The 18069-nt window shown below is 54.0% G+C and carries 13 protein-coding genes and 5 pseudogenes; 8 read left to right on the top strand and 10 right to left on the bottom strand.

All coding sequences use genetic code 11. From position 1 onward, the window contains the following. Positions 1-26 precede the first annotated feature (26 nt). Positions 27-417, bottom strand: a pseudogene (locus tag DJ74_RS19575) (M28 family peptidase); the annotation flags it as partial. Between the two features lie 797 nt (positions 418-1214). On the opposite strand from DJ74_RS19575, the gene DJ74_RS04045 reads away from it, so the two are divergent. From DJ74_RS04045 to uraH, 4 genes and pseudogenes are all read left to right on the top strand, one after another. Next, positions 1215-2546: a glycerate kinase gene (locus tag DJ74_RS04045; protein WP_094526437.1), complete on the top strand. Its 1332-nt coding sequence runs from the start codon at positions 1215-1217 to the stop codon at positions 2544-2546. Between the two features lie 413 nt (positions 2547-2959). After that, a complete protein-coding gene (locus DJ74_RS04040; RefSeq protein WP_094526436.1) occupies positions 2960-4027 on the top strand; it encodes an isocitrate/isopropylmalate dehydrogenase family protein in 1068 nt (355 codons plus the stop codon). Positions 4028-4190: 163 nt separating this feature from the next. After that, a pseudogene (locus tag DJ74_RS19570) lies at positions 4191-4298 on the top strand (IS6 family transposase); the annotation flags it as partial. Next, a pseudogene (uraH, locus tag DJ74_RS04035) lies at positions 4295-4552 on the top strand (hydroxyisourate hydrolase); the annotation flags it as partial. The pseudogenes DJ74_RS19570 and uraH, both read left to right, overlap by 4 nt. Positions 4553-4711: 159 nt before the next feature. On the opposite strand, the gene ddh reads toward uraH, so the two are convergent. Then, positions 4712-5650 carry a D-2-hydroxyacid dehydrogenase gene (ddh, locus tag DJ74_RS04030; RefSeq protein ID WP_094526434.1) on the bottom strand — a complete coding sequence of 313 codons (939 nt, stop codon included), beginning with the start codon at positions 5648-5650 and terminating at the stop codon, positions 4712-4714. A gap of 165 nt (positions 5651-5815) precedes the next feature. Here ddh and DJ74_RS04025 point away from each other — a divergent pair, with 165 nt between their 5' ends. Both DJ74_RS04025 and DJ74_RS19400 read left to right on the top strand, forming a co-directional pair. After that, on the top strand, positions 5816-7426 hold the full coding sequence (locus DJ74_RS04025) for a thiamine pyrophosphate-requiring protein (RefSeq protein WP_094526433.1): 1611 nt from the start codon (positions 5816-5818) through the stop codon (positions 7424-7426). Positions 7427-7543: 117 nt separating this feature from the next. Further along, on the top strand, positions 7544-7732 hold the full coding sequence (locus tag DJ74_RS19400; protein WP_217900314.1) for a hypothetical protein: 189 nt from the start codon (positions 7544-7546) through the stop codon (positions 7730-7732). Here DJ74_RS19400 and DJ74_RS19990 read toward each other — a convergent pair. Together DJ74_RS19990 and DJ74_RS04015 are read right to left on the bottom strand one after the other, a co-directional pair. After that, a complete protein-coding gene (locus DJ74_RS19990) occupies positions 7699-7875 on the bottom strand; it encodes a DUF3830 family protein (protein WP_094524387.1) in 177 nt (58 codons plus the stop codon). The two genes, DJ74_RS19400 and DJ74_RS19990, sit on opposite strands and share 34 nt — an antisense overlap. A gap of 762 nt (positions 7876-8637) precedes the next feature. Then, the gene (locus tag DJ74_RS04015) at positions 8638-9450 is read right to left on the bottom strand and encodes an IclR family transcriptional regulator (protein WP_094526438.1); all 813 of its coding nucleotides are present in this window, start codon (positions 9448-9450) and stop codon (positions 8638-8640) included. A 348-nt stretch (positions 9451-9798) separates the two neighbouring features. On the opposite strand from DJ74_RS04015, the gene DJ74_RS04010 reads away from it, so the two are divergent. Next, positions 9799-11742: an archaea-specific SMC-related protein gene (locus tag DJ74_RS04010; RefSeq protein ID WP_094526432.1), complete on the top strand. Its 1944-nt coding sequence runs from the start codon at positions 9799-9801 to the stop codon at positions 11740-11742. Positions 11743-11759: 17 nt separating this feature from the next. Here DJ74_RS04010 and rdfA read toward each other — a convergent pair whose 3' ends face one another. Then, a complete protein-coding gene (gene rdfA, locus DJ74_RS04005; RefSeq protein WP_094524385.1) occupies positions 11760-12389 on the bottom strand; it encodes a rod-determining factor RdfA in 630 nt (209 codons plus the stop codon). Between the two features lie 405 nt (positions 12390-12794). Between rdfA and DJ74_RS04000 the strand changes: the two are divergent. Next, a pseudogene (locus tag DJ74_RS04000) lies at positions 12795-13487 on the top strand (IS6 family transposase). Positions 13488-13498: 11 nt separating this feature from the next. On the opposite strand, the pseudogene DJ74_RS03995 reads toward DJ74_RS04000, so the two are convergent. The 5 genes and pseudogenes from DJ74_RS03995 to DJ74_RS03975 all read right to left on the bottom strand — a co-directional run bounded on the left by DJ74_RS03995 (position 13499) and on the right by DJ74_RS03975 (position 18008). Then, positions 13499-14302 (bottom strand): annotated as a pseudogene (locus tag DJ74_RS03995) (DUF6036 family nucleotidyltransferase). Further along, positions 14299-15225 (bottom strand): MarR family transcriptional regulator, encoded by a 927-nt coding sequence (locus DJ74_RS03990; RefSeq protein ID WP_094526431.1) that lies wholly within the window; start codon positions 15223-15225, stop codon positions 14299-14301. The pseudogene DJ74_RS03995 and the gene DJ74_RS03990 overlap by 4 nt, the downstream one beginning before the upstream one ends. Positions 15226-15722: 497 nt before the next feature. After that, positions 15723-16142: a metal-dependent transcriptional regulator gene (locus DJ74_RS03985; RefSeq protein WP_094524383.1), complete on the bottom strand. Its 420-nt coding sequence runs from the start codon at positions 16140-16142 to the stop codon at positions 15723-15725. Positions 16143-16297: 155 nt separating this feature from the next. Further along, positions 16298-17089, bottom strand: coding sequence for a hypothetical protein (locus tag DJ74_RS03980; protein ID WP_094526430.1), 792 nt, complete (start codon positions 17087-17089; stop codon positions 16298-16300). A 1-nt stretch (position 17090) separates the two neighbouring features. Further along, positions 17091-18008 carry a hypothetical protein gene (locus DJ74_RS03975; protein ID WP_094526429.1) on the bottom strand — a complete coding sequence of 306 codons (918 nt, stop codon included), beginning with the start codon at positions 18006-18008 and terminating at the stop codon, positions 17091-17093. Positions 18009-18069 lie beyond the last annotated feature (61 nt).

Here is an 18069-nt window from a genome sequence, read left to right as displayed (position 1 = left end):
TCTTCTGCGGTGAAACAGACAACCTAGATCGGCCGGTCAAATTCGATGCCGGACTCCTGAAGCGCCCGTACGGCTTCGAGCCCGCTGTAGACGCCGAGCACCCCATCGAAGATACCCCCTTCGGGAACGGAGTCGATATGGCTCCCACAGGCGACTGCTGGTGCTGTCGGATCGGCGCTCTCGGGCACCCAGCGGCCGACGATATTGCCTACTTGCGTCAACGCGGACGTCAAGCCTTGCCGCCTCCAGGCGGTCGATGAAATACTCCCGCGCTTGTCTGTTTGCTTCCGTTCCCGTGAGTACAGTTCGACCGTGTCCTTGGTCAGTTACAACCTCTCCGAATTTCCCGGTTTCCGTGATATCGTCTCGGAGTCGGTCTTCGCTGACGCGCTGATGCGCTCCTTTCGCTTTACTCATAACCCATCCCCCTATTAAACGGGCTTTAGTTTGAATATATCGGAGACGATGACCCGGACGATGCGCAAATAACAGCAATCTCGCTCAACAGCATCAGATCGTACTGATTCGATGAGAAGACGTTATCGTGATCCCCTCCCTGCTCAGGATTTTTCATATGGTGGGCTTTCGGCAGAACGGGATATAGGTATAATTCAGAAAGTTCACCAGCTCGTACCTAAATTTCTGTTCGTATTTATCGAATATTCGTGCTGTTTCTCGCTATACCCATTGATTGGCCCAGGGTACTGGATTATCTCTGCGTTCAACAGGTGCTTGATCGGTTGTTGAGCATAGAACACATGTGTATATAACAAGACTAAGTTTGTTATCTAGTAACGCCTTCCATATTTGATCCCGTTCTCTATTTTCGCATATTACGAACGAGCAGAGTTTTTGAAAGGGTGACGGTGAGACAGTAGCTGCCGAAGCAGAACGCGAGGAGGTACGAGTACAAATTACAGATGAAACTTCCCATAATACATCAGATGGGGGGAGAGAATTATCAAGAATACATTAGTTCGAATCCGTTACCTGAACGACGAACCCGTCGTGACTACGTTCGTTCTCCAGCGTAAACGGCCGGTGATAGTCGGGCTCGTACCACTCGTTTATTGCTTGGTGAATTTTCGATCGCCGCCACGAACACATCCATAGGAATGTTCACATGCGTCTATTTGTCACCGTCAAGTTACCATCACTTCCAGCCAGTCTACACCGAGGGATAGTATTTTACAGACACACAAGGGACTCCGAATGTGATCCAGAACAGAAAACAACTCGCAGTAACGCCTGCTCACAAGGTAGTCCTAGACTGTCTTGCAGCCGGGATCGAAGCAAGCCAACCGAAGAACGCCGTCGCAAACACGGTCTCCAAGGAAGACTCTAATCTTATCGTCGGCGACACCACAGTTGATCTCACTCAGTTCGAGCAAGTTGTCGTCCTCGGCGGCGGCAAAGCGGCCGCACAGTCGGCAAAGGCATTAGAAACGATCCTCGAAAACACGATATCGGGAGGCGTAGTCGTCACAAACGACCCACGAGAAACCAAACAAGTCGATGTGATTGAGGGATCTCATCCGGTTCCCAACGAAAGTGGCAACGCGGGTGCAAAGGCGATATTATCGAGAGCGCAAAAGGCCGATGAAGGCACGCTCATTTTATTCCCACTCTCGGGTGGCGGTAGCTCTCTGCTTCCGCTCCCGGTTTCGGATGTGATGCTAACTGACCTGCAGCAGGTGACTGAGAAACTTTTGACCAGCGGTGCGACTATCGCCGAGATAAATACGGTTAGAAAACATATATCCCAGATCAAAGGGGGACAATTCGCCATGGCGGCGGCTCCGGCAACAGTGATCGGGCTCGTTCTCAGTGACGTAGCTGGGAACAATTTAGGTACGATTGCAAGCGGCCCAATCGTGGGAGATAACACTACATACCAAGATGCAATATCGGTGTTGGAGTCATACGATATCGAACCACCGAATACAATTAAGACCCATCTCAGGCATGGTGCCGATAGAAAATTCGAAGAGACACCACAGTCAAATCATCACTGCTTCGATAATGTGTCGACACACATTCTCGCAGACGCGTCGACTGCAATCGACGCTGCAATCGATGAAATCACACATACACCGTTCACACCGTTCGTGCTCTCTACAAGCATCGAAGGCGAAGCCTGTGAGATCGGGAGGGTTCACAGTGCAATCGGAAACGAGATAATTCGGTCCGGTCGACCGATCGAGCCGCCCGCTGTCTTAATATCCGGTGGTGAAGCAACAGTGACGGTCCGAGGCGGTGGACTCGGCGGGCCAAATCAAGAGTTTGTTCTTGAGAGTCTACTTCAAGCAAGTTCAGAAGAGATGGTCGTTGCCAGCGTGGATACAGACGGAGAAGACGGTGCGACAGATGCGGCAGGTGCGCTTGGCACCTCGACGATTGTATCCAATAAGGATATCGCGAGGCAGTCCCTAGACCAGAACGACACGTATCCGTATTTCTCGAGACGAGATGCGCTAGTTTACACCGGACAAACAGGAACTAACGTCAACGACTTGCGAATCATTGCAATATCCGATCCAAAATAAGCATACCCACGTTAACCCATGTGAGGAGACCTATAATGCAGGGAATTATCCAGATAACGAGCCCCACTGTCCATTTATCCTCAAATACTCTAGAAATTGAGGCAGTTAATCCCGCCGCAAGGACTGCACCGCTAATTGCTGATTCACACTCTTTCATCTACCCCCATCGCTTGGGTATCTACTAGCTGAGGAGCGACAGAAGATAGATCTATTATCCATCGAATTCAGAGACGGACATCTACAACTGACTCATAATCAACACCAAGAAATATTGAGTAAGTGGACTAAATGTCGAACACGTCGAGACCAGTCTTGGGGTCGTTGGCTACTGAGTAGTCCAATAATTAATAAATATTTATATAATATTTCTCATCAAAGGAAATATTTAAACAGCCCTGTTGAAATGTTATTTTATGGGCACGTACGATATTGCAGTGATCCCAGGGGATGGTATCGGTCCTGCAGTGACTGATGCAGCGTTAGATGTTCTCAACGCAACGGCCGAAAAGTACGGATTCGAACTCAATCAAACAGAGTACGATTGGAGCACTGAACGGTACCTCGAGACGGGTTCGATGATGCCAAACGACGGGCTCGATCAAATAGAGTCTGCAGACTCTATTTTTCTCGGAGCTGTGGGTCATCCAGATGTTCCCGATCATATCACGTTGAACGGTCTCTTACTGCCGATCCGGAAAGGGTTTGACCAGTACATCTGTAAACGGCCAAACACGCTTTTCGAGGGGATCGATAGTCCTCTAAAAGGATACGAAGCAGGTGAGATCGACCTCGTCGTGTATCGTGAAAATACAGAAGGGGAGTACGCGGACGTCGGTGGACGGGAACATCAAGGCTTCAGTAACGAAATTGCTGTTCAATCGGGTGTATTCACGCGCAAGGGAACCGAACGGATCGTCCGAAGTGCGTTTGAGGCGGCGACCGAGCGGAACGGACACCTAACGAGCATCACAAAGTCCAACGCACAGGCGTACTCAATGGTGTTCTGGGATGATATTGTCGATGAAGTGAGTACAGAGTATCCCGAAGTTGACGTGGAGAGTATCCTCGTGGATCGAGCGTCGATGGATCTTGTTCGCCGACCTGAAGAGTTCGATGTTGTCGTCGCGTCGAATCTCTTCGGAGATATTTCGACAGACATCGCGGCGATCACGACTGGAAGCCTTGGACTTGCCCCGTCTGGCAACATCAATCCGAACAACGAGTATCCAGATATGTTCGAGCCTGTCCACGGAAGCGCACCAGATATCGTAGGGCAAGGCATCGCAAACCCACTTGCAGCTATACTCACGGGCGCGATGATGTTCGAATACTTGGGTGACGGTGAGATAGCGGCTGCCGAAACATTACGCAAGGAGGTACAAGCACAAATCGCCGACGAAACTGCCCCACATACACCGGATCTGGGCGGAGAATCGTCAACAGTTGACGTCACTGAAGATTTGCTCTCTCGTATCTTGTAATTTACTTGAATGTTTTAGAGGGTGCTACATAGATAACCATGAACAATTGTTCCACCAGGGGTGTCAACCTTAGCGTACAGTAATTTGACGGTAATATGAGTTTGACGGGTACTGTCTAGTTGAAGTGGTTTCAGAAGTGAGCAGATCGTAGTGAGTGGTGCTCATGACACTCGCAGACCTGCTCAAACAGACGGTAGACGTGGATTGTGAAGACGTTTGGGAGAACGAGCGCACTTCGACACCGGTCAGGATGTTCGGGGTGCGGATGAACCAGAAACAATCAGTCAGGGGATAACAAACGACGATGGTCGACTGGATGAGCCTCTCCTGACAGACGAAGAAATGGAAGAAGGGACCTATCAGCTGCTGTTCGATGTCAGTAGCTACTACGAGAGAGCAGAGTCCACCGACACAAGCTTTCTTGATACGGTTCCTGTGCGGTTCAAGATCTCTGATCCCGAGGAGCACCACCACGTTCCGCTCCTCTGCTCTCCCGGCGGGTACACGACCTACCGTTGGAGCTAGCGATGAGTATTTTTTGGACTTCCGTCGTCGTTTCCTGTTAACAGATTGTTTCTTCTACTAGTGCCGACTACCTGATATTGGACCGGCAATATCGACAAAACCCGTCGCCGACAAAGACGATAGTTCGTATCCGTTGCCTGAGCAACGACCCCGTCGTGACTACGCTACCCGATTCCGCAGGTCTTCGTCCGCCAGGTAGTAATCGATATTTTCTTTCACCAGATTCGCAATATCGACGTGATACCGGTTCGTCGCCGACCCCTTGTGCGGTGAGATCATCACCTCGTCGAAGTCCCACAGAGGGGATTCTTCTGGAAGCGGTTCAGTTTCAAAAACATCCAGTCCGGCTCCCGAGATCTCGCCACGTTCGAGTGCGTCGACGAGTGCGGCCTCATCCACAAGGGGACCGCGAGCGACGTTGATCAAGTACGCGTCATCTCGCATCTGCGCGAGTGCCGACTCGTCAATCATGTGCTCAGTAGACGGCGTGTGTGGCACCGTAAGCGCGACGAACCGTGCGTCCGCTATCGCATCATTCAACTCATCGGGCTGGAATACCTTCGAGACCCCCGGAACGGGATCGGTCGAGCGACGTATTCCGATCACATCCATCCCCAGCGCGTCGGCACGCTTCGCGATACCCCTCCCAATCGTTCCCAGTCCGACGACGCAGATCCGTTCGTTCTCCAGCGTAAACGGCCGGTGATAGTCGGGCTCGTACCACTCGTTTGCCGCTTGATGATCGCGGTACACGTGAAGGTTTCTAGCCAACGACAGCATGAATCCCAAGGCGACTTCGCTCACGGTTGTCTCGTGGATCCCAGTACTATTCGTGAGCGGTACGCCAGTAGACCGATATCGCTCTGTATCGAATTCGTCGTATCCGGCGCGGATACAGTGAACCCACCCAGCATCCAGAAACTCATCGTGTGGTACGTAGGTCGCGACCGCATCCATTTCTGTGATAGGTTCCTGATCTCCTATAAGCTCGACGTCGAGTGGTCCATCTTCGAGCGCCGCCACGAACGCTTCCTTGGGAATCACGTTTTCGACCGATTCGTGTACACACAGCCGATCCAAGTCTGTAGACTTCGGCATGGTAAATTATCGAACGATGCCGATAATAAACCTTGGTGTCATGAGAAATATTTGACCTCCAGAGGAGCGGCGAAACCGCCTCAATCAGAATATACGATCATTATGATTATTTTTAAATGATTCCGTACTTTTATCCCACATGAGAATCGTTGAGTAATAGACGGTATGAATGTAACAGAGGCAATAGCCGATATATTAGCCCAAGAGGAGGTCAAGCACCTGATCGGATTCCCTAGTAATCCACTGTTCGACGATAACGCTGCGGAGGAAGCCGGAATTCGTCCGATTGTGGTCCGTCAAGAGCGCACAGGCGCGCACATGCTGGATGGTATCGCCCGCATCACATCCGGCAATCAGGTGGGAGCGTTCGCTTGCCAGCACGGTCCTGGGACCGAGAACTCGGTCGGTGGCATCGCACAGGCGTACGCGGAGTCAGCTCCGATCGTCGCGATCCCCGCGGGGTACTCGCGGGCCAAGACGAATACCGATCCCAAGTTCAGCTCGCTCATAAACTACCAGCACGTTACCAAAACCGCCGAGCAGTTGACCGATCCGGACTCCGTCAGTGAGATGTTCCGTCGCGCGTTCCAATCGGCGCGGAACGGCCGTCAACGACCGGCACTCGTCGAGGTCCCCAAAGACGTATTCAGTGAAGAGATCGGCGACGTCGAGTATGCATCAACCTCGTCAACTCGATCTGCTCCTGATCCGGAGGCAATCCCGGAGATCGTCGACGTACTCCTAGAGGCCGATAATCCCGTCATCAACGCCGGCCAGGGTGTCCACTATGCGGAGGCGTGGGACCCGCTGCAGGAACTCGCTGAGCTGCTCGAAGCGCCCGTTGCGACCACGTTGAACGGGAAAAGCGCCTTCCCTGAAGATCACCCGCTTTCCCTCGGTGCCGGGAGTAAAAGTGAACCACTGGCACTGAATCACTTCCTCGAGAAGTCGGACGTCATCTTCGGAATTGGCTGCAGCTTCACGAAGACAGCGTACGGAATTACCGTGCCCGATGGCAAGACGCTGATCCACTCAACCCTTGATGCGGGTGACATCGACAAAGATGTCGAATCTGACTACGGTCTTGTCGGTGACGCGAAGCTGACGCTCGAAGCTCTTGTTGACGAGGTTCAAGACCGGCTCAACGGCGACTCGCGTGGCCGATTCGATACCGTTGCCAACGAGATCGCCGAGGTCGAAGCAGAATGGCGTGAGGATTGGGAAGCCACGTTGACCTCAGACGAAGTGCCGATCAATCCCTACCGGGTCGTGTACGAGCTCGATCGGGTCCTCGATAAAGACGAAATCATCGCCACAGCCGACGCCGGGAATGCTCGCGACTTTATGGCGCCCTTCTTTGAGGTGACCGAACCACTATCGTACGTCGGATGGGGTAAGACGACTCAGTTAGGGTACGGTCTCGGGCTGATGATGGGTGCGAAGCTCGCACGGCCAGACAAGACATGCGTTCACGTGATGGGCGACGGTGCCATCGGTATGACCGGAATGGACTTTGAGACGGCCGTTCGAGAGGACATTCCGGTTCTCGAGATCGTCTTAAACAACTTTGAGATGGCGAGCTACGATACGCCTTTCTCGGGCCATTATGCTGACTTTGCGGAATCGATGGGCGGGTACGGTGAACGGATCGAAGACCCCGACAATATTGCAGACGCGATTCGACGTGGCGTCCAGAAAAATAAAGAAGGGACACCGGTGCTACTGGAGTTCCTTACGTCCAAAGAGACCGCGTTATCCCGTCCTGATCTCGAATAACAGCTCATCCACCGGTACGACTGGTGGCGCCAACATACCCGCTGGACTAGCTTTATTCTCGTTGATTGAGGCCTCCCACGATCACACGTTCCAATTCGGACGAACCCGATCGGTGTATTGACTGTATCCCAGTTCGGCGGTTACATCCATCCCGAGTGGTTTGCCTCTCTCTCAATCCCGACTGCACATCGGATGGTCCACGTATTCGTCGAGACGACACCGACGGCCGCACTAGTGTTCACACTGTTCTATGTGGAGTTTGAGTACGAGTCTCACGTGCTCGAGTTGAGGCTTGCGACCCGGTAGCCGGCTATTTTACCTGCGGGCTCTCGAAGCAGATCGGGCCGTAGGTGATAAGTACCTCTTTCGTTCCGATAGATCGGATAGTGGAGGGTGTCGCCACGCGCGGGATAGACTGTGTGGTTCTCGCGAGGAATCTCCGGAAGCATGAGTTCCGATACGAGCGGCGGGAACTCTTAGAGTACCTCGACCGAGCGAGGTCTTCATATTCGAGTAGATCGGAGATAAACACTTGGACATCGATGTCGGACTCTATCTGCGTCACGGGTCCGACGGTGACCCAATGAAGAATGAAAAAGCTGCGTCCACCTTGAGCACGGCGAGTCTCTCAATCGACGTACGCCGGTGGTGTCAGTCTCTTTTGGTGGGTTGAGTGCTCCGCGAGCTGGTCGTTCGGATAACGTGGCGGTTGAAGTTCACCTTCGAGAGCACAGAGTACGCGACGAACGCAGTCGGCAGCCTAATCACCCACGATAGATCGAAGATCGGGAGGCTGACCAAGACGCCGACCACCATACTGAGGAGGCGCGTTGCGGAGCATCCGCCGACAAACCAGAACTCGAGTCGTCAGTGTCGTCGTACTGCGCCTCGACGTCAATAACGGCGATAAACGCCTGTCACACGGTGAAACGGGAGATCTTCGTCTCGAGACAAGCCCCAAAACACTCGACCTGCTCCGCCTGTGAAGTATCGATCTTCGACTATCGTTACTATATCACAAATGAGGATAACGTAGTTATCGGCACTATCGGGGGAAAATACGGTTGAGACGGGCTTCTACTGCGGCAATCACTATCTTATCGTGGTTCGCATAATACAAACGCAGTCAACGTAACAAGATACGTGCCACGTGGAGGCCCCTTGTGATACAGAAACCGGTTCAGCGGAGTTTCCGCCGAAAACGAAGTCTATCACTCCAACGATTCATTCTCGTGAGTCGCCATGTTCAGGTTCACTTCGACCACGTTCGCTGCGCTCTGGACCTTCTCTGGAAGTTGGTCTTTGAATTGCTCCCCTTTCAGACGGCTCGTCGGTCCGGCGACACTCAACGAACCCAAGACGTTCTCATTACGGTCGATGACGGGTGCACCGACGGCACGCAGACCCTCAACTTCTTCCTCGTCGTTGTGTGCATATCCTTGCTGACGAACAGTATCGAGTTCGGCGAAGAGTTCGTCGCGATCGGTGATCGTGTTGGCGGTCTGTTTCGGAAGCCCGTGTTGGTCGAGGATTTTGTCGACGCGCTCGCGGGGAAGATATGCTAGGATTGCTTTTCCTGTTGCCGTACAGTGGAGATAGTCCGGGCGCTGAAGCTTGTCGGTCTGATACCCGCTTCCGACAGCGTCACTGCCGCTCACTTTGTACAGATTGATGCCCATCCCATGTTCCTCGGTGAAGAGATTCGCGTACTCACCGGTCGACTCCGCGAGGTCCTCGACCTCGTCTTTTCCGTATCTGTACAGTCGATTTCGATTCCTGACGTACTCGCCAGCGAGGAGGAACTGCAAACTGAGTTCGTACTGCTCACCATTCTTGACGACTAGGTCTTCCTGACGGAGAGTCGCCAAGTAATGATACGCGGAGCTTTTTGAAATTCTGAGATGAGTCGCCAACTCGGTCACTCCCGCACCGTCCAGTGTTTCGAGCGCCTCGATGATCTGAGCTGTACGCTCTACTGTTTTTAGTGTCCGCGGCGACTCCGATTGGTTTGGATCGACAGTCATGTTCTCACAAACCATTCGAATTTACTTAATCGTTTGGCTATATCAAACGGATAGACACTAGCCGAATATCTCTATCTGAATATCTCTATCTGAATATACGAAGGAATTATTCCATTATATATGGATGGGACAGTACAACTATTCAATAAAAAATATATTCTGCCCTGATATCTGAAATAAATTCAAAATAATAAATTAATCACTTTGGAATAATAGTCATAGTGCCTTATCTACATCGCATTAGAATAACAATACTAATTTTGTTATGAGGTTTTGAGATGCTCGATCCTGAAGGTGGAAGTGAGTCAATGCCACAACTCTTTTATTATAAAGATTCTATACAAGGATATGAACCGGGCAAATATACTCGATCAAGCCGCCAAACTCGAGGTAGAAAATATGGGGGGTATCGACAAAGCATCTGTAGACTTTTCTCCCGGGATCACGGTATTGGAGGGGAGAAACGCGACGAATCGAACGTCGCTACTCCGGTCCATCATGGCAGTTATGGGAAGCGATAATGCGTCCCTGAAAGCAGACGCGGATGAAGGACGAGTTGCGCTCGACGTTGATGAGGAAACCTATGTGCGAACGTTCACTCGCACAAATGGCTCCGTCACGGCTGGAGGCAACCCCTATCTTGATGAGCCAGAGCTTGCCGACCTGTTCGCATTTCTCTTGGAAACCAACGAAGCCCGTCGATCCGTCATCAGCGGTGCCGATCTTCACGAGCTCATCATGCGACCAGTCGATACCGAATCGATCCAATCAAAAATCCAACAGCTCGAACGGGAACGGTCGCAGATCGACGATGAACTCGATGAACTCAACGAGCTGAAGGGTGAAATGCCAAAGTTGGAAGAGGACCGGAGCCAGCTCAAAGACGAGATCGAAGCGAAAAAAGAGGAACTAGTAGCAAAGGAAGGAGAGATTGAGACCCTCGATGCCGACGTCGACGAAACGCGGGAAGAGAAACAAGAACTCGAGGCCTGCCTCGACGAACTCCGCGAGAAACGCGCCGAATTAGATCGGGTTCGATCCGACATCGAAGTCGAACAAGAGAGCATTGAAGCACTGACAACCGAACGGAGAGACCTCGAGTCGGAGCTCGATGAGCTTCCCGACACACCGATGGGGGAGCATGACGAGCTCAAAAACGAAATTTCCAGACTTCGAGACCGGAAAGAGAGTCTCGAAAGCGAGGTGAGCAACCTCCAGAACGTGATTCAGTTCAATGAAGAACGGCTGGAAGAGAGCGAAGGAACTGTCACCTCCGTTCTGAGCGCTCAAGAGACTGACAGCACAGTGACGGATGCACTTGTCGACGACATGGTTGTCTGTTGGACCTGTGGATCCGAAGTCGAAGAGGAGAATATCACACAGACGCTTGATCAACTTCGGGATATCCGTCAAGAGAAACTGGAAACGGTCCGGGACCTCGAATCGGAATTGTCTCAGCTGAAAGGCAAACAGCAGGAATATCGGGAACAACAGCAGCGAAGAGAGTCGATTGAGAGAAAACTCACTGGCATCGAGAGTGAAATCGTGGAACGCGAAGAGCGATTGGATGACTTGCGAGACGAGCGAGAACATCTCAACGAGGGAGTCGAGGATCTTGAATCGGAGATCGAAACGTTAGAATCTGCAGACTTCAGTGAAATTCTGGATCTTCACAAGGAGGCAAATCAGTTGGAATTCGATCTCGAACGGCTTGAATCTGAGCTGGAGGATGTGACGGAACAGATCGGCTCTATCGAAGAGCGCCTTGCTGAGGAGACACGGTTGAATTCGCAGCGAGAAGAGATCAGTACTGAACTGACGGATCTCCGGACGCGAATCGATCAGATCGAAGAGAACGCTGTCGAGCAATTCAACGACCATATGGATGCAGTCCTCGAGACTCTCGGCTATGAGAACATCGAGCGCATCTGGATCGAAAGAGTCGAGCGCGAGGTACGAGACGGACGAAGAAAGGTGGAAAAAACTCAGTTCGAACTACACGTCGTCCGGAGTACCGACACCGGAGCGGCGTACGAGGACACCGTCGATCATCTCAGCGAAAGCGAACGAGAAGTCACTGGACTGGTGTTTGCTCTTGCGGGCTATCTCGTTCACGAGGTGTACGAACGGGTTCCGTTCATGATTCTGGACTCCTTGGAGGCCATCGATTCACAGCGAATCGCATCGCTGATCAATTATATGGCCGACTATCCGGAGTTCCTGGTTGTCGCTCTGCTCCCCGAAGACGCACAGGCTCTCGACGACGATTATACCCTCATCACTGAAATATAGGACCCGGCCAGAAGCGGCTATGTTCCGTCCTCGCAATCACAACCGCCACGTTCCAGCAGGTCAATAACGCTGTACTGTTCGCCACAGTCCTCGCAGAGAACGTCAACATCGATAAACAAGCGAAACTCGCCGAGCGTGATTCGCTCTGTTGATCGGAGTCGATCCAAGCTGCCCTCGGTGAGTGACCGTAGGCGGGACTGGAGACGTCGGATGGAATCAAGAACGCTCTCCACTTGCTCGCTGTCGGAGGGGGATTCGTAGGAAGCATTCCGATATTTAGTGAGGTACGACCGAATTGCCTGATACGAGACGAAATCGCGTTCGAGTTGCTTGACATCGACGCCATCCCGTTCAAGACGATTTCGAGCCTCGGTTCGCATACCACTACTCACGTCATCAGCGGTGAGGAGACGATAAAGATTGGAGATTTCTCCGTCTACTGTAGAAATTCCTGCAGAGGCCATCGCACTTTCGAGCAATCGCTGATTGAAGAGATCTGCAAGATCTCGGAGACTCTTACGTTGTTGGTCCTCGGCAGTCCAGAGCCGTTCAAGTTTATCGCCGAGAGATTCAGCGAGATGATATTCAGCGATCAGTCTCGCAACCTTATTCGACTTTCTTGATTGTCCACTGGTTTCTTCCGGCATATTCCCAAATAGCGGTGGCAACATATATAATAGCGGTGCTGTTCAATCGAGTATCCTCACGGTCTCCTCTGGGGAATAGTGATACCAGCCGATGCGATAAAACTGAGATCATACAGTCGAAAAACTAGATTTTCATAAGATTATTATCATACTAATATTATTTATATGACATTCATAGAGAACGGGTTAACAAACTTTATAAAGACATCAATTCCTGATATATTTCAAATTGTGAGTTCTATTCATATTTAAAACCAGAGTATATTGCATTATTGGCCGGAGTTCTGTTTATAACAGCAATAATGTATCTCATGGCGGTGTTGATATAAGATCGAAAGATAAGGCGGTCAAAAAGTCGAGCGGTCTAGGCTCTCGTTCGACCGCCTCAACGGGGATAAGGGTTGTATCGAGTTAGATTTTCTATAGCAAGAGGTGACACCTGAGCCGGGGAAGAAGCTCGGTATCCGGATTTATTTAGCTAGACAGTCATGTTCTGATTCTATCTCTATTCTTGATATTTTGGGTGTCGATCGGCATCGAACTACCGTCCAGCGGTGGATACAGAAGGCCGATCTACAGCCGACAGACGGTACCTGTCCGAATCACGTCGCGGTCGATGAAACCGTGATTCAGCTCAATAGTGAGCAATATTGGCTGTACGCTGCCGTCGATCCCGACACAAACCGTCTGCTCCATGTTCGGCTCTATCCGACGAGAACTAACGCAATCTCTTCGATGTTTCTCTCAGAACTTCGTGAGAAACATCAGGTTGACAACGCGATCTTTCTGGTCGACGGTGCTCCATGGTTACAAGCGGCCTGCCATCGCCACGGGCTACGATTCCAACATGTCACACATGGGAATCGGAATGCCGTCGACAAATCGGTGGCCGTCTCGCTGCTCGAAAAGGGTGGCCGCTATGAGGTCCGATCGGCGTCCGGAAACTGGTACGAAGTCGACGTGATCAGCGAGTCGTGTACTTGTCCGGATTGGCAGCAGCGAGCGCCCGGGGCCGGCTGTAAACACCTCCGACGAGTCGATTACGAAATCAAGCAGGGGCGGGTCCCACGACCTGATGGGTGCCTTCCCTCCCCGTAGTCGTGACCGGACTACTCCATGGGACGGACTGTGTCGCCAATCCGACGGACCCGGTCGAACGTTGAGAGATACGCGAGCCGGTCGTGAACCTCGTCAGTATCCCGCTCCAGTTCGGCGGCCAGTTCGTCGACGGTCATCGGCTCATCGAGTGCCTGGAGGACTTCGAGCCCCCGGTAGTACCTATTCGTGAGCTCCTAGACGCGGGCCTCAATCGGCGTGGTCACCCCGTACCGCTCCTCAAGTTCAACTAGAGCCTCGTTCGCGAACGTGGCGAACTGAACGTCCCCCAGGCGTTCGATCTGGGCTTCGAGTTCATGCCGGACGACGTCGTAATCGAGGCCGGCCTGCACGAGCATATTCATGTCCTCGATGTCGTCGTCGCGGCCTGCGATCGCCTTGAACAGGAAGATATCCTCGTTGCTAACCAGCCGGACCGTCAGTCGATCCAGGTTGAGGAACGGCTCACTGCGCTCTTGCATACCGTCGGTGAGCACGAGCTTGTTCGCGACCTGCTGGTTGAAGATATCGAGGCGACACCCATCGTCGTTCTCGACGCAGCTCGTCGCCCCCAGCGCCCGGTAATCTGGATCCAGCGATTGAACCTCCGTATACCCGAGGTCCATCAGAACGGCCCACAGCTGGCCGTACACGTCGCCATCTGGGACGACCAGGTCGATATCTTTCGTCGCCCCCTTGAGGTCGCGCAGCGACATCACGCCACCACCGATCAGGTAGACCGTGAGCGGTTCAGATAGCCCGTCCCCGATTCGCTGGAATTCGTTCTCGATGTACTCGCGGCCGAATGTTGGTCTCATTGTGGGAGTGGCACCTCGTAGTCAGCCGCCAACTCCTGGAACTCGTCCCACTCCGGGAGCCGGTCGTCGTCGACCTCGCCGTGCGTCTCGAGGTAGCGCAGCAAGGCGTCGATTTCGTCTTCGAGGCCATACTTCGCCGCCTGCTTTCGGAGATCCTCCTCGTCGACGTCGACGTGGCTGAGCAGGAGGAGACAGTACGAGCGGTGGCGGCTGCCGTCGTCGATTAGCAGCGTGTGACAGCAGAGCTCCGCCGGCGAGACTGCGTCGAGGTCCTCGGAGCAGAGGAAGTAGCGGTGGCCGGTGAGCAGGAATTGGAGGTCGAAGGCCGCGAATCGAGCGAGACCGGTTTCGTGGAACGCCTCCGCGTCGATCTCCGTTTCGGCCTGTGCGAGGAATTCGTCGTAGTCCTCCCAGAGAATCGTGCCCTTCGGGGCGACGGCCTCGAGACGTTGGCGATGTAGATGGTGTGCGAGTTCACGGGCGAACGCGTGTAGGCGGTCGAAGTCGGCGTTGAACTCGTAGCGTCCGTCGGCCGTCCCGACGAGACCACGGTCACGAAACCGCTTGAGGACACGGTTGACCGTGTTGCGGTAGTTGTCGCTCCGGTCGGCGATCTCGGAGACGGTTCGCGGCTGGTCGAGGTAGTACAGCACTTCGAGTGCCTTCCCGGTCAGCAGTTCGGGGAGGTCGGTGTGGGAGTGCTGGCGGACGAGGTTCCGAAAGAGTTGGACGGCGCGAGCATCCGACGGTACGACTCGTTTTCGCCGGCCATCGCGTTCCGCGTAGACGAGCCCCTTCTCGACGAGGTCGGCGACGGCACGCGAGAGGTAACTCTCGCTGTGGTTGAGCTTCGTCGCGAGCTCGGAGATCGTGTCGCCGCGGTCAACCGTGGCGAGGACCTCGAGTTCGATGCGCCGGAGCACGGTGTAACATAGTACGAAACTTATATATAAAGAAGTTTCGAGTAGTGTTACAGCCAGCAACGCGAGAACCGTCCCCATTGTCTTAACCAACAAAACTATGGACTCGTGGGTCGTGTTGGTTAACACGAGAGTAGCCGATGTCCTACGAACCCCCGACCCCACCGGCGAACCTCCCGACGGAGATCGTCAACACGCTCAACGAGTCGAGCCCGGAGCCTTCTGCGCTCATTACACTCTCACGCTGGAACCATAGTATCATAAATCTTAGTATTAAGTGGGGCTAAAAATATCTCTTACAGCGCCTTTGTAGCCAAAATTCCGAGACTATGGGCGCATCATTAATGGAATGTATCAATTTTTCGCATCGCCTGAACTTGGGACTGGACCACTGCTGGTCATACGACTTGGTCTCACGCTACCGTACGGCGCCCACTACCGCTTGCTTGTGCTGACCGATATCGGGGTCAGGAAGCATCGCTCATCGATATCGGTTGTAGTCAAGAACTCTCGTAATCGGTCGCTGCCGACGAGTTTGCTCCGTCGGAATGTGATGGGGCGTCCGTCTCAATGGGCAATGTGTTCGCCAGGCGCTCGGCAACGGTCGGACTCACGAGTCCGGCCAGTTCCATCGCCTCCTTCTCGTAGTCGTCTAACTCCAAGAGGCTCCGGAAGAACCACGAGATGGTCACGTAGGTTTCGTGTAGTTCTCCAGCACGCTCGCGCCCTGCGTCTGTCAGAGTCACTCCGTTGTACGCCTCGTACTCAACGAGCCCATCTTCCTCGAGTCGCTGGAACGTTTCAGTGACGGTCGCCGGCGAGCGGTCCAGCGTCTCGGCCACCGCATTCGTCGGGATCGGTGGATCGTCCTGATGACCGAGGATATACACGGCCAGTAGATGCTGTGCGGCTCTACTCATCGTTCGTCCGGCTGGTCTCGTGAGAGAGTGCTGTTCGCCGAATCCTCGCCACAGTCTTCTGTGTCAGCATCAGAACAGTCATCGGGGCCGAACAGTGCAGCGTACACCCACGCCCACGCCTTTGCACGCTGTCGACGAGGTCCCTCACCCATCGGTCATGCCCTCCGGACCAAGTGGTCTCGCACGGTTCGTTGGCAATCTTCACACGTCTCATCGAGCGTCGCGACCGTTGCGAGCACCGGATGGTCGACCGAAAAATCCTGATACAGGTACGGGATGAGGCTTCTGTGACGGATGCCGGCGTCAACACCGTTGTTCGTCGTCTTCTGAAGGAATTCCTGCCGGTCGCGAGCCACCTCCTCACAGTAGTCACGATGGCTGGCCAACGTCTCGTGACGTTGTTGTAGCGCATCGAAGCCGAGGTCAGTCAACGGCGTCTCGTTCGCGTCGACGATCCAGGCGATGATGTCGTCGACCGCTGCATCCGCCTCGTCGAGGTGCGCTTCCTCGCGTTCGAGCGCTTTCTGTAGCGCCGTCGCTTCCGCCCGCCGAGATTGTGCTTCGGCGAGAACCATCCGTTTGAGGTCGGGAGTGAATGAGGCCTCTGTCGTCGGAGCGAGTGCGACTGCGATTGCGTCAGTGAATTCCTCGCGGATCGTTTTCAGCAAAGACTCAGTCTCGTCGATGTCGGCAACGCTGTGAGGGCGAATCGTCTCGGTGAACACCGTTCGGACAGGCCGACAGCCATCGGTACTGGACGCGTCTGCGGAGAGGTGGGTGACCCCACCGGCTGTCGAGAGGCTGGCGACCGATGATGGTGTCTGCTCGGGCTGTAGCTTCTGTACCCGACGGATGAACGTGTCGTAGGCGTCCAGCATCTCGTCGATGGGCTCCCGCTCGGATCGAGCGCGCGTTCGCGCTTGCTCGATGTAGGTGTCGACGGTCATCTCACACCTCTCCCTCGATTGGAGCACTCACGAGGCCGTTCTGCTCTGCCGTGTCCGCGAGGCCGAACGTGAGTTGCCAGTCGCCGTCCACGGCGGTCACCTGAACAGACTGTGGGGACTGCTCCGCGTGATGTCGGCAGAGTTCAAGCGTCAACGGTAGCACAGGGAGTCGGCCGTCCTGCGCTGAAAGCGCGTAGCCAGAGATCTGTACGACAACGGCTCCTGAACCCCCATCGAGGTCAACGGAGTACGGCGAGCGCGTGTAGCTCTCGATGACACCTCGTTGCTGGAGCGCGGTCAGGCTCCGCTCGAGTGAATCACCGTCTTCGCTGGGTGACTCTAGTCGTGTCGCAGCGTCGGCGAGAACTTCGGCCTGGTCAGCAGGAAACAGGCGCTCGTCGAGTTCGCTGGCCATGCTCTCGAGGAGACACAGACAGAGTTCGTCGGGATCACCGACGGTCTCGGCGAGCTCGAAGTACGTGTCCATGACGGCGCCCTCGACACTGTCGTATCCCGCTTCGGAGAGCGTCTCGAAGACCGCGCCGGCGACGCGGTGACAGAACTCGACGAGGTCGTGCCGCTCGGGCGTGGCGCTGTCGGTGAGATCGGGCTCGGAGAGCCTGTCTGGTGGGCTGCCTGTCTCTGAGTTACGTTCGTGCGCTACTGTCGTGTCTTGGGCCGTCTCCTCACAGACGATTAGGTCGTAGAATGGGACTTGCGGGTCGTAGCGTCGTAGTGCCGAGCGGTACTGCTCGGTGGCGCGAGCGGCAGCTCGCGCGGTGACCCGATCCGGGAACCGGGTACCGGCCGCTGGGACTGGCCGGTCGCCCATCCGCCCACAACGGAGGTAGTACTGACCGTCCTCGGTCGCGAGGGCTTCGATGTGTTCTCTGATGTCGATGAGTGTTGGGCCGACCATGGTGGTTTGGTGTCTTACGCGCTGTGTTGATCGAGTGGGGGAGAGTCAGCGTGGCGACTCC

Origin of the sequence: Halorubrum sp. Ea8, from assembly GCF_002252925.1 — an archaeon.
Classification (GTDB): Archaea; Halobacteriota; Halobacteria; order Halobacteriales; family Haloferacaceae; genus Halorubrum.
The sequence above is the reverse complement of the archived record's forward strand: the minus strand, read 5'-3'. Positions and strand labels throughout refer to the sequence as shown.